General features: G+C 65.2%; 11 protein-coding genes and 3 pseudogenes. 11 read left to right on the plus strand and 3 right to left on the minus strand.

Annotation, left to right across the window (positions count from 1 at the left end; all coding sequences use genetic code 11):
• The first annotated feature begins 126 nt into the window (after positions 1-126).
• Entirely contained in the window at positions 127-1,734 is a 1,608-nt protein-coding gene (locus ACI2JO_RS16590; protein WP_404721716.1) for a DUF5597 domain-containing protein, read from the plus strand.
• A 300-nt stretch (positions 1,735-2,034) separates the two neighbouring features.
• Here ACI2JO_RS16590 and ACI2JO_RS16595 read toward each other — a convergent pair whose 3' ends face one another.
• Positions 2,035-2,190, minus strand: a complete 156-nt coding sequence (locus tag ACI2JO_RS16595) for a hypothetical protein (RefSeq protein WP_404721717.1) — start codon at positions 2,188-2,190, stop codon at positions 2,035-2,037.
• Between the two features lie 121 nt (positions 2,191-2,311).
• A pseudogene (locus ACI2JO_RS16600) lies at positions 2,312-3,729 on the minus strand (aldehyde dehydrogenase family protein).
• Between the two features lie 200 nt (positions 3,730-3,929).
• Here ACI2JO_RS16600 and ACI2JO_RS16605 point away from each other — a divergent pair.
• The 10 genes and pseudogenes from ACI2JO_RS16605 to ACI2JO_RS16650 all read left to right on the plus strand — a co-directional run bounded on the left by ACI2JO_RS16605 (position 3,930) and on the right by ACI2JO_RS16650 (position 10,502).
• A complete protein-coding gene (locus tag ACI2JO_RS16605; protein WP_404721718.1) occupies positions 3,930-4,103 on the plus strand; it encodes a hypothetical protein in 174 nt (57 codons plus the stop codon).
• Between the two features lie 173 nt (positions 4,104-4,276).
• Positions 4,277-4,387: pseudogene (locus ACI2JO_RS16610) on the plus strand (hypothetical protein); the annotation flags it as partial.
• 275 nt (positions 4,388-4,662) lie between these two features.
• Entirely contained in the window at positions 4,663-5,589 is a 927-nt protein-coding gene (locus ACI2JO_RS16615; protein ID WP_404721719.1) for a TonB-dependent receptor domain-containing protein, read from the plus strand.
• Complete coding sequence (locus ACI2JO_RS16620) at positions 5,568-6,035, plus strand: hypothetical protein (protein WP_404721720.1); 468 nt, start codon at positions 5,568-5,570, stop codon at positions 6,033-6,035. Before ACI2JO_RS16615 ends, ACI2JO_RS16620 begins: the two co-directional genes overlap by 22 nt.
• Complete coding sequence (locus ACI2JO_RS16625) at positions 6,035-6,550, plus strand: hypothetical protein (RefSeq protein ID WP_404721721.1); 516 nt, start codon at positions 6,035-6,037, stop codon at positions 6,548-6,550. Before ACI2JO_RS16620 ends, ACI2JO_RS16625 begins: the two co-directional genes overlap by 1 nt.
• A 60-nt stretch (positions 6,551-6,610) precedes the next feature.
• A complete protein-coding gene (locus ACI2JO_RS16630; RefSeq protein ID WP_404721722.1) occupies positions 6,611-7,108 on the plus strand; it encodes a cytochrome P450 in 498 nt (165 codons plus the stop codon).
• 21 nt (positions 7,109-7,129) lie between these two features.
• Entirely contained in the window at positions 7,130-7,264 is a 135-nt protein-coding gene (locus ACI2JO_RS16635) for a hypothetical protein (RefSeq protein ID WP_404721723.1), read from the plus strand.
• Between the two features lie 11 nt (positions 7,265-7,275).
• On the plus strand, positions 7,276-8,133 hold the full coding sequence (locus ACI2JO_RS16640) for a helix-turn-helix domain-containing protein (protein ID WP_404721724.1): 858 nt from the start codon (positions 7,276-7,278) through the stop codon (positions 8,131-8,133).
• A gap of 9 nt (positions 8,134-8,142) precedes the next feature.
• On the plus strand, positions 8,143-9,249 hold the full coding sequence (locus tag ACI2JO_RS16645; RefSeq protein WP_404721725.1) for an NAD(P)-dependent alcohol dehydrogenase: 1,107 nt from the start codon (positions 8,143-8,145) through the stop codon (positions 9,247-9,249).
• Positions 9,246-10,502, plus strand: a complete 1,257-nt coding sequence (locus tag ACI2JO_RS16650) for an NAD(P)/FAD-dependent oxidoreductase (protein WP_404721726.1) — start codon at positions 9,246-9,248, stop codon at positions 10,500-10,502. The genes ACI2JO_RS16645 and ACI2JO_RS16650 overlap by 4 nt, the downstream gene beginning before the upstream one ends.
• Here the strand turns inward: ACI2JO_RS16650 and ACI2JO_RS16655 are convergent.
• A pseudogene (locus ACI2JO_RS16655) lies at positions 10,499-11,202 on the minus strand (AMP-binding protein); the annotation flags it as partial. The gene ACI2JO_RS16650 and the pseudogene ACI2JO_RS16655 sit on opposite strands and share 4 nt — an antisense overlap.
• Positions 11,203-11,295: the final 93 nt, after the last annotated feature.

The following is an 11,295-nucleotide window of genomic DNA, read 5'->3' on the forward strand; positions in this document are numbered from 1 at the left end:
CTCTGTTCGCCTGCTCGATCATCACCCACTCCCCGTTGCGTTCAGCGTTCGTAGCGCTACCATTCCTTTGCGGCAGGATGCTCCGTCGCACAAGTCGACCTCGACCGAGGCGACGGGGGAGAGGAAATGATCGGACGTACCACCATCGCCGCCGGGCTGCTGCTTGCGACTGCGAACGTCGCCGCTGCGCAGATCCCACGGATGGAGAGCCGCAATGGCCGACACGCCCTGATCGTCGACGGCGCGCCGTTCACGATCCTTGGGGGACAGGTCAACAATTCGAGCAACTATCCGGAAGCGCTAAAGACCGCGTGGCCTGTCCTGGACCGGATTCGCGCCAATACCGTCGAGGTGCCGATCGCCTGGCAGCAGGTCGAGCCGCAAGAAGGTCGCTTCGATCTTTCCTTTCTCCAGCAACTCCTCCACCAAGCGCGCGCGCACGACAAACGTGTCGTGCTGCTTTGGTTTGGGACGTGGAAAAACACGTCTCCGGCGTACACGCCCGATTGGGTCAAGCTCGACAACCGCCGTTTCCCCCGCATGAAGAAGCGCGATGGTAGCGATCACAACGTGCTGAGCCCGCATGGCGCGGCGACCTTGCCGGCGGACCGGGCGGCCTTCGTCAAGGTCATGGAATATCTGCGCGATCATGATCCGCAGCATACCGTCATCATGGTTCAGCCGGAAAATGAGACCGGCAGCTACCGTAATCCGTGCGACTATTCCCCCGCCGCGAACGCGCTGTTTGCCCAAGCCATCCCAGCGCCGCTCGTCAGGCGGGTCGGGCGTAGCGGAACATGGTCACAGGTGTTCGGTGCTCAGGCCGACCGCGCGTTCAATACGTGGTACGTGGCGTCCTACGTCGACGCGATTGCCGCAGCGGGCAAAGCGATCAAGCCTTTGCCGATGTACGTCAATGCGGCGCTCGCCGGTCCGTCGAACGTCCCGGACCCGGATGGCGTGGCGAGCGGCGGTCCACAGCAGGATGTGCTCGACATCTGGAAGGCCGCGGCACCGCACATCGATTTTGCCGCGCCGGACATCTACGATCGCAAGAGCGCGAACGCCACCGCGTATCTCGATCAATATGCGCGCGGGGACAATGCGCTGATGGTGCCGGAGGTTGGCAATGCGCGTGATTTCCACCGCTATGCCTATGCCGCGCTTGGGCGCGGAGCGATCGGATACGCGCCGTTCGGCATGGACGAGAGCGGCTATTTCAACTTTCCGCTCGGCGCACGTGACCTGAGCGACGCAACGCTGGCGCCACTGACGCTTACCTATGCAATGTTCGGTTCGATCATGCGTGATTGGGCGCGGATCGCCTACGAACGCCCGACATGGGGCGTTGCGAAGCCGGATGACGGCGCCGCGCAATCGACGCGCATGGGCGCTTGGACGATCAGGGCGTCCTGGGGCGAGTGGCAGTTCGGGATGCGCGACTGGACGTGGCTCAAGGCCGATCCGGCGCCTTGGGCCAACGAGCCGGTCGGCGGGATGGCCGTGGCGCAGCTCTCGACTGACGAGTTTTTGATCGTCGGAGATCACGTGCGCGTACAGATCGAGCCGACCGACAAGGCGCCGGGGGCAATGCTGCTGCGGGTCGAAGAGGGTACGTTCAATGCGGGGCGCTGGGTGACGTCGCGCGTCTGGAATGGCGACCAGACCGACTATGGAATCAACCTGGCCGACCGGCCGCAGGTGTTGAAGGTGACAATGGGGCGATACCGCTGACGCGGCTGGGGGTGTGAAGGGCAAGTTCTTCCGCCACCCCGGCCGTCGGGCGGATGGCGCGGGGATCGGTCGCGGTTTTCGTGCGGCCTCACCGCACGAAAGCAAGGGTTTCGGTTGAGTCAGCGCTGTCATGATGCGGATAGTTGCGGGGACCCGCACCGGACTGGTGGCCGCTCCTCAGAAACGAAAGGCGACATGTGCTCCATAGATACGCGGTGCGCTCTGGATTGGGTAGTTGAAGCCGAACGAGGCGCGCAGGTCGAGGCCGTCGGCGAATGTCTTTGCGTTGGTCCGCGCGCGTCAGGTTGCGGCCACGCCAAGGTGACGATCGTCATCCATCTCGCCCAGCGCGCGGGCAATCGCCTCGGCACGAACATTGCCGACGACGACCGAGGCGCCGTCGTCCGGGAATCGCCGGACGGTCGCCTCGCCGATCCCCGACCCGTCGCCGGTCACGATCACCTCCTTGCCGTCGAACCGCAGCCTCGTGCCCTCTTAGAGACGGAGCGACTAGATCAGGCGGGTTTGCCGACATCGACGACGGAAAGCCGTATGCCAATGGGCTTGAGCCGACGGATCAGCGTCGCCTGACCAACGTCTGCAAGTTCGTATATTCCAGCAGCCCCTCGACACCGCCCTCGACCCCGACACCCGATTGCTTGACGCCACCGAACGCGGCCAGCGGAGTCAGGTGCTGCGTCTCGTTGACCCAGACGGTGCTGCTGGCGATCCGCTCGGCAACCGCGAACGCGGCATCCTCGTCGCTGCCCCACACCGACGCGCCGAGCCCGTAATCGCTGGCGTTGGCGCGCGCGATGGCATCCTCGACGTCGCGGAACTGCAGAAGCGGCAGGATGGGGCCGAACTGCTCCTCCTGCACGATCCGGCTGTCTTCGGGCGGATTGTCGATGATCGTGATCGGCACGAAATAGCCCGGCGTACCCCCCCCACTTCGCCGCCGGTCAGGAAGGTATAACCGCGCTCCTTTGCGTCCCGGATCAGGTCGAGCACGCGCTCATATTGCGCGCGATTGTTGATCGGGCCGAGGCGCGTCGCCTGTTCCAATCCGTCCCCCACCTTCACCGTCGCCGCATAGGCGACCATCGCCTCTTTCAGCGGCTCGTAGATATCCTCGTGGACGTACATCCGCTTGGTCGCGATGCAGATTTGGCCGTTGTTGGCGAACGCCGCCCAGAAGAGTTTCTCCGCCACCGCCGCGACATCGACGTCGGGCAGCACGATCGCGGGATCGTTGCCGCCCAGTTCCAGCGTCACGCGCTTCAGCGTCGCCGACGCGCTCTGCATCACGCGTCGCCCGGTAGTGGTCGATCCGGTGAAGCTCACCTTGTCGATGCCGGGATGTTCGGTCAGCCAAGGCTTCAGCGCGTCGCCGCCGCTGACGACGTTGAGGATGCCGGGCGGCAGGATCGTCGCCGCGAGTTCGCCGAATATCAGCGTGGTCAGCGGGGTGAAGGGCGAGGATTTGAGCACCATTGTATTGCCCGCCAGCAGCGCGGGCCCGACCTTGAACATCGCCAAGACCATCGGAAAATTCCACGGCGCGATCGCGCCGACGACACCGATTGGGACGTGGCGCGTCTCGCTGTAGCGATCGGACGAGTCCTCGTTAATCGTCACCGGCAGGTCGAGCGTCGCGGCGCCCTTCAGCCACAGCGCCGCGCCGTAGACCTCGTTCTGCGCATCGTCATGCGGCTTGCCCTGCTCGGCGGTCAGTAGCCGCTTGAACCCGTCGAGATGCGCCATCACGGCATCGCCCAGCCGATCGATCAGCGCGCGGCGCTCCGCGATCGGCGTCGCGGCCCAGCCGGGGAAGGCCTCGCGCGCCGCCGCCACCGCCTGATCCAGTTGGGCGCGGCTGGCATCGGGAGCCGCGGCGATCACCGCCTCGTTGGCGGGATTGACGACGTCGAACATTGCGTCGCCCGTCACCGCCAGGCCGCCGATCGTCATCGTGAACGGACCGTCGAATTCCATCTCGCTCTCCTGTGCGGTTTCGTCGATTGCGGAACGCGTCGGCACGCCGATTAACAGAAGTCGGCGCGCGATCGGATCGGCGCGCAAAATTTGTCAAAAAGCCGCACAAGGCCAGGCAAAGCAGCCGCGCACCCGACGCGCTACACCTCCTGCGAGGGAAGAGGCCGGTACAGAGCATCCCCACCATCGGAGAGGCTATCATGGCCAAGACCACCGCGGCGCTACTCGCAGGAGCAGCCTGTATATTTCCTGTGCTCGCCCTTGCCCAGACGGCGGCGCCCGCCGCTACCGAACAGCGCGCTGCCGCCGAGCAACCCGGCGTCGACGGCGACATCATCGTTACCGCGCAGCGCCGCGAACAGTCGATCCTTTAGGTGCCGATCGCGATTTGGGCGATCGGCGGTCATACGCTGGCCACCAAAGGCATCACCAATTCCGCGAACCTCGCCACCGCGGTGCCGAACCTTCAGGTCAGCAGCCCCTATGGTACGACGCAGCCGAACTTCTCGTTGCGCGGGATCAGCGTGGCTCGTTGCGCGGGATCAGCGTGGCTAACGAGTATAATTCAAACCAAGCATCACCAATCGGCGTCTATGTCGACGACGTGTACCTCGCCGGCCGCACCGCGCACGGGATGGGGCTGTTCGATCTGGAGCGCGTCGAGGTTCTGCGCGGACCGCAGGGAACGCTGTTTGGTCGCAACACCACCGGTGGCGCGATCAACTTCATCATCAAGTCCCCGACGCTGGATGGCGATGAAGGCTATGCCGAGGCGGAATACGGCAGTTTCAACACCTTCACCGCACAAGGTGCGATCGAAACGACGATGGTCGAGGACCAACTCGGCCTGCGCGTAGCCGCCAATTACGCCAAGGGTGACGGGCAGATCGACAACGTGTTCGCGGCGGTCGCGCCCCCAATTCGCAGGACACGTTGCAGGGCCGTGCGACCCTGCGCATCCGTCCTGGCGGCGGTCCGCTCGACATCAAGATCAAGGCCTATGGCGGGCGCGACCGCGGGACGCAGGCGGCAGTCCACGGGATCGGCGCTTACCGCACCGGCCTGGGCTTCTTTCAGGTCGACGAGAACCGCATCGGACTGAACCGCACCGAGGCATATGGCGTCTCGGCGACGGTCGCTTATGAGCTGTCGCCGACGCTGACACTCACCTCGATCACCTCCGGCGATGGCGGGCGGCACAACCTGCAACAGGCCGCTGACGGCTCACCGCTCGACGTGCTGGACATCAATTGGCGATCGAAGTTCGAGCAGTTCAGCGAGGAGGCGCGGCTTAATTATAGCGGCGAGCGGCTGAAGGCGATGGGTAGCGTGTTCTACGGTCACGATACGGTCACCACGGACAATATGTTCAATATTGGGCAGGCGCTGGGGCCAGGCGTGAACGGGGGGTTCTTCCAGTATTACCGACAGGCGCGCCGCTCCTCGGCGATCTTCGCGCAGGGCGATTACGAGCTGACCGACACGCTGACGCTGACGCTGGGTGCGCGCTACACATGGGATCGCAGCCAGTATCGCGACGGCTATGCCTATCTCTTCGCGGGCAACATCGACGGACCACAGACGCCACTTGCGACGACCGTGCCCTGCTCCGGCGTCGCGGGTACGTGCGCCTATGACCCGGCCGGGCGCTTCAACCTCGACGGGCGCAACAATGCGCTAACCGGCCGCGTGTCGTTGGCCTATACGTTTGGTAACGGCACGCTGGTCTACGCGAGCTACAATCGCGGCTATGGCTCCGGCGACCTGGCCCGGTGTCGTTCCTCGTCAACGCACCCAAGGCCGAAGTATATGGCGCTGAGGGCGAGGTGCGGTTGCGGTTGTCGCCGACGCTCACGCTGAACGCGGCGGCGGGGTACCTGCATTCGACCTACAAGTCGCTGACGCTTCAGAACACCGTGCTGGATGGCAATGACCTGCCGTTCGCACCGCGCTTCACCGCAGAGGGCGGGTCGGATCTATCGCTCTTCAGGAACGGCAACGATGGCCTGACCATCTCGCCGAGCATCGGCTATTTCTCGCGGCAATATTTCTCGCCATTCAACGGCACGAACGCGGTCGGCAGCTCGCAGAACAACCGCGAATTGCAGCAGGAAGGCTATGCCAAGATCAATCTGACCGCGGCGCTGACCACCGGACGCGTCACCTTCAAGGCGTTTGCCAGCAACCTCTTGAACGCGCGTGTCTATGCCTATGGGCTCGATCTGCGCGGCGGGGGCTTCCCGTACAATTTCTTGATCCCTTCCACGCCGCGCACCTATGGCGGCTCGATACGGGTGGCATTCTGATGGCGACGATCCTGACCCCCGACCTAAAGGATCCCGCGCTCTACGAAGCCAGGGTGCCGTGGGAGACGTTCGCGGCACTGCGCCACGACGATCCCGTCCATTGGAGGCCGGAGCGTGATGGTGCAGGCTTCTGGTCGGTGATGCGCCATGCCGACATCGTCGAGATGTCGCGCCAGCCGGCGCTGTTCTCGTCGGCACGCGAAAATGGCGGGCATCGCATTTTCAACGAAAACGAGGTCGGGTTGACCGGTGCCGGCGAGTCCGCGATCGGCATCCCCTTCATTTCGCGCGATCCGCCGATCCATGCCCGATATCGCAAGTTCGTGATGCCCGCGCTGTCGCCGGCGCGGCTCGGCGACAGCGAGACACGCATCCGCGAGCGTGTGACGCGGCTGGTTACCGCCATCCCGCTCGGCGAGCCGGTCGATCTCGTGCCGCTGCTTTCCGCACCGCTGCCGCTGATGACCCTCGCCGAACTGCTCGGCGTCTCGATCGACCTTTGGCCGAAGCTCTAAGACTGGACCAACGCGTTCGTTGGCGAGGACGATCCGGAATTTCGCCGGAGCCCGGAAGCGATGGCCGCGACGCTGGGTGAGTTCTTCGCCTTCGGACAGGAGTTGTTCGTTGCGCGGCGCATCCAGCCAACGGCCGATATCGCCTCGCTGCTCGCCAATGCCGATATCGATGGCGAGCCGGTGCCGTTCCGTGACTTCATCGGCAATCTGATTTTGGTACTGGTCGGCGGCAACGAGACGACCCGCAATTCGCTCAGCCACAGCGTCGCGGCCTTCTCGGCCCATCCGGACCAGTGGAACGCGATCCGCGCCGATCGCGAGGTGCTGAAGACCGCGGCGCCCGAGATGGTTCGTTTCGCCAGCCCCGTAATGCACATGCGCCGCACCGCGATGCAGGACACGGTCATCGGCGGGCGGCGGATCGCCAAAGGGGAAAAGGTGGCGATGTGGTACATCTCTGCCAATCGCGACGAGCGCGTGTTCCCCGATGCCGACCGGTTCGACGTGCGTCGCAAGGGGGCGCAGCACGTCGGCTTCGGTGCCGGCCAGCACGTCTGAATCGGATCACGCCTGGCCGAGATGCAGTTGCGCATCGCGTTCGACATGCTCGCCGACCGTGTTACATCTTTTGAGGTGCAAGCGCCGCCGCGGCGGTTCCGGTCGAACTTCATCAACGGCCTGAAGAACCTCGACGTCATCCTGCGGCCTGTATGAGGGAGAGGGAGGTGTCGGCCGTGCCCAGCAACGAGACAATCATCGCCATAACGCTGGGGCGTACGCCCGATCGCAGCGTCAACATCGGCGCCTGGCAGTTCGCGCGCTGGCGACAGTTCATCGGCAGCTACGAACTGCCGGCACTGGTCGATCCGGTTTTCGTGGTGCACGTCGGCGGAAAGCCCGATACCCGGCTGTGGGAAGCGGATCATTTGAGCCAGTCGCGCTCGATCCCCGGCTGCGCAACGATCGTGCCCGCCGGGGTCAGCACCGGCTGGAGGATCGACGGCGAGCTGGATGTGGTGACCGTGTCGGTGCCGATGGGCGAGTTGACGCAGCAGAGCGCGGTCGATCAGTTCCGCGCGATGCGCTTCGCCTTTGCCGATCCGCTTGGCATCGCGCTGACCCGGCAGATCCTGGGCGAACTCTACGCCGCCCCGACGCAGGAACGGGTGGCCTACATTGGCACGCTGCTCGACGCGCTGCGGGCGCATACGCTGCGTGGAACCACACCGACCGGGGACGATGCGTTCCCCATCGCCGACTTTTCCGCCTATCGCATGCACCAGATCATGAACGAGATCCTCGCGCGGCCGGAAGACGCGCATCCCCTGGAGGCGCTCGCCGTACGCGCAGGTCTGACGCCCTCGCACTTCTGTTGCTTCTTCAAGCGGGCAACCGGCATCACGCCGCACCAATATGTGATGAAGGCGCGGCTTGAGCGAGCGCAGGATCTGCTCGGTGCGTCCGACCTGTCGATCGCCGCCATCGCCGACCAGTTCGGCTTCACCAGCCAGAGCCATTTCACCCGCGCGTTCCGCCACTATGCCGGCCAAACGCCGAGCGGCTGGCGACAGACTATTCAATAGGAAATTTTCATGCAGACCATCGCCGCCGTCGCGCGCCAGCCGCATGGCGATTTCACGATCGAAACGCTCGATCTGGAGGCGCCGCGCGCGGACGAGGTGCTGGTGCGGATCGCGGGTGTCGGGCTTCGCCACACCGATCTGGTGTTTCGCGACCAGTTCATTCCTTATCCGTTGCCCGCTGTGCTGGGGCACGAAGGCGCGGGCGTGATCGAGGCGGTCGGTGCTGACGTAACCGGACTCGAAGCCGGCGACCGGGTCGTGCTGGGCTTCTCCAGCTGCGGGCATTGCGCACGCTGCGACGATGGGTTGCCAAGCTATTGCACGGAGTTTCCACCGCTAAATTACGCCGGTGCGCGGCTGGGCGATGGATCGTCCGCCTTCTCGGCGCAGGGAAGAGCGGTGTCGTCACATTTCTTCGGCCAGTCGAGCTTCGCCGCGCGCACGTTGGTGCGGGCGCGCAACGTCGTGAAGGTCGCGGACCCGGACGCGCCGCTGGCGATCCTCGGCCCGTTGGGGTGCGGATTTCAGACCGGTGCGGGCGGCGTCATGCGCTCGCTGGCGTGTCCGGCGGGATCGTCAATTGCGATCATCGGCGGCGGTCCGGTCGGGCTGGCGGCGGTGATGGGCGCGGTGCTACGCGACTGCGCGGCGATCGTTCTGGTCGAACCGGTCGCCGCGCGGCGACAACTCGCGCGCGATCTCGGCGCGACGCATGTGATCGACCCGGCGGCGGGCGACGTCACTGCGGCGATCCGCGCAATCCTGCCCGCTGGTGTCGACTTTGGATTCGACACCAGCGGGCGCGTTGCGGCGATCGACGCGGCACTGGCGGCGCTCGCCCCGCGCGGGATGCTCGGGCTGGTGGGCGTGCCGCCCAAGGCCGACGATGCGCTTGCCATTAACATCGCCGGCATGATCACCTATGGCCAGCGCGTGATCGGGATCATGGAGGGCGATAGCGATCCCCAAACCTTCATCCCGGAGCTGATCGCGGCGCATCGCGCCGGGCGGTTCCCGTTCGATCGGCTGGTCACGACCTTCCCGCTGGCCGAGATCAATGCGGCGATCGCGGCGCAGAAGCGCGGTGATTGCGTCAAGGTGGTACTGATTCCATGAGCGAAGCCCGTTATGATGTCGTGATCGTCGGTGGCGGTCATGCCGGGGCCGCCGCGGCGATTGCGCTGCGGCAGGAGAAGTTCGGGGGTTCCATCGCGATCATCGGGGCGGAGCCGGAACTTCCCTACGAACGCCCACCGCTGTCGAAGGAATATCTGGCGGGCGACAAATCGTTCGAACGCATCCTGATCCGCCCCGTTGCTTTCTGGGAAGAGCGCGACGTGACCATGCTGCTTGGCACGCGCGTAGAGACGGTCGACGCCGCGGCGTTGACCGTCCTCACCGATGACGGCCAGATGATCGGATATGGTGCGCTGATCTGGGCGACCGGCGGTGAGCCGCGGCGGCTGACCTGCGATGGCAATCACCTCGACGGGCTGCACAGCGTCCGGACGCGCGCAGATGTTGACCGGTTGTTGGCGGAACTGCCCGACACGCGCGACGTGGTGATCGTTGGCGGCGGCTATATCGGGCTGGAAGCGGCGGCGGCGCTGACGAAGTTCGGCAAGTCGGTGACGCTGGTGGAGGCGCTCGACCGCGTACTGGCGCGGGTGGCGGGCGAGCCTCTGTCGCGCTTCTACGAGGCGGAACATCGCGCGCATGGCGTGCGCGTGCTGTTGGGCGCCGCAGTGCACTGCGTCGAAGGCGATAAGCGCGTCAGCGGCGTGCGGCTGGCAAGCGGCGAGCTGCTACACGCCGATATGGTGATCGTCGGCATCGGCATCGTCCCGTCGATCGCGCCCTTGGCCAAGGCGGGCGCGAAGACAGGGAGTGGCGTAGAAGTCGACGGAGGTTGTCGCACCACCCTGCCCCAGGTCTACGCTATCGGCGACTGCGCGGCGCACGCAAACCGGTTCGCAGACGGCGCCACGATCCGCCTGGAATCGGTCCAGAATGCCAACGATCAGGCGAGCGTCGTCGCGCGCGCGATCGTCGGGCGTGAGGCCGCCTATGAAGCAGTGCCATGGTTCTGGTCGAACCAATATGACCTCAAGTTGCAGACGGTCGGTCTATCCTCAGGCTTCGACCAGGCGGTGGTGCGCGGGAACCCCGAAGAGCGCAGCTTCTCGGTGATCTATTTGCGCAAGGGACGTGTCATCGCGATCGACGCGGTCAATGCGGTGCGCGACTATGTGCAGGGCCGTGCCCTCGTGCTTGCGGGCACGCGGGTGCCCATTGAGGCGCTCGCCGACAAGACGCGGCCGCTCAAGGAACTGGCCGCTGCCGAACTTGCCGCCACACAACCGGCATAGCGCTCCCGCAGCGCGCGCTTGACCAGCTTGCCGGTCGGCTCGCGCGGCAGATCGGCCACGAAATCGATGCGCTTCGGGGTCTTTACACTCCCCAGCGCGGCGCGCGCGAAGCTGCGCAGATCCGCGGCAAGCGCGGCATCGGCGACCACGTCCGGCGCGGGCTGGACCAACGCCAGCACCATCTCCCCCATCTCCTCGCACGGCACGCCGATCACCGCGACGTCCGCCACCGCTGGATGGGTGACGAGCAGATTCTCGATCTCCTGCGGATAGATGTTCATCCCGCCGGAAATGATCATGAAGCTCTTGCGGTCCGACAGGAACAGATAGCCGTCGTCGTCGACATGCCCGATATCGCCCAAGGTCGCCCAACCACGATGGTCGTGCGCCGTAGCGGTCTTCGCGGGGTCGTTGAGGTAGCGGAAGGCGGGACCGTCGCTGAAATAGACGTTGCCAGTCGCACCGACCGGCAACTCTTTCCGTCGTCGTCCGTGATGTGCAGCGTGCCCAGCACCGCCCGCCCGACCGACCCCGGCTTGCGCAACCATTCCGCGCTGGACAATGCGGTAATGCCGCAGCTTTCGGTGCCGGAATAATATTCGTGGATCACCGGGCCGAACCAGTCGATCATCGCTCGCTTGACCGGCACCGGACAAGGCGCGGCGGCGTGGACGACGGCGCGCAGCGACGACACGTCGTAGGGTCAGGACCCATTGATGTGAGCGTCGTGATCTGATTCAGGCTCCGCAAGGAGACCAGAATGAGCGACCTGTTTTGGTTGACGGATGAGCAG

Source organism: Sphingomonas sp. NPDC079357 (genome assembly GCF_044901155.1).
Classification (GTDB): Bacteria; Pseudomonadota; Alphaproteobacteria; order Sphingomonadales; family Sphingomonadaceae; genus Sphingomonas.

What these genes read in the sequence shown, in the direction of transcription:
- ACI2JO_RS16590 (WP_404721716.1), top strand. Translation starts at nt 127, where the DNA reads ATGATCGGACGTACCACCATCGCCGCCGGGCTGCTGCTTGCGACTGCG.
- ACI2JO_RS16630 (WP_404721722.1), top strand. Translation starts at nt 6,611, where the DNA reads ATGGCCGCGACGCTGGGTGAGTTCTTCGCCTTCGGACAGGAGTTGTTC.
- ACI2JO_RS16650 (WP_404721726.1), top strand. Translation starts at nt 9,246, where the DNA reads ATGAGCGAAGCCCGTTATGATGTCGTGATCGTCGGTGGCGGTCATGCC.
- ACI2JO_RS16645 (WP_404721725.1), top strand. Translation starts at nt 8,143, where the DNA reads ATGCAGACCATCGCCGCCGTCGCGCGCCAGCCGCATGGCGATTTCACG.
- ACI2JO_RS16635 (WP_404721723.1), top strand. Translation starts at nt 7,130, where the DNA reads ATGCAGTTGCGCATCGCGTTCGACATGCTCGCCGACCGTGTTACATCT.
- ACI2JO_RS16605 (WP_404721718.1), top strand. Translation starts at nt 3,930, where the DNA reads ATGGCCAAGACCACCGCGGCGCTACTCGCAGGAGCAGCCTGTATATTT.
- ACI2JO_RS16625 (WP_404721721.1), top strand. Translation starts at nt 6,035, where the DNA reads ATGGCGACGATCCTGACCCCCGACCTAAAGGATCCCGCGCTCTACGAA.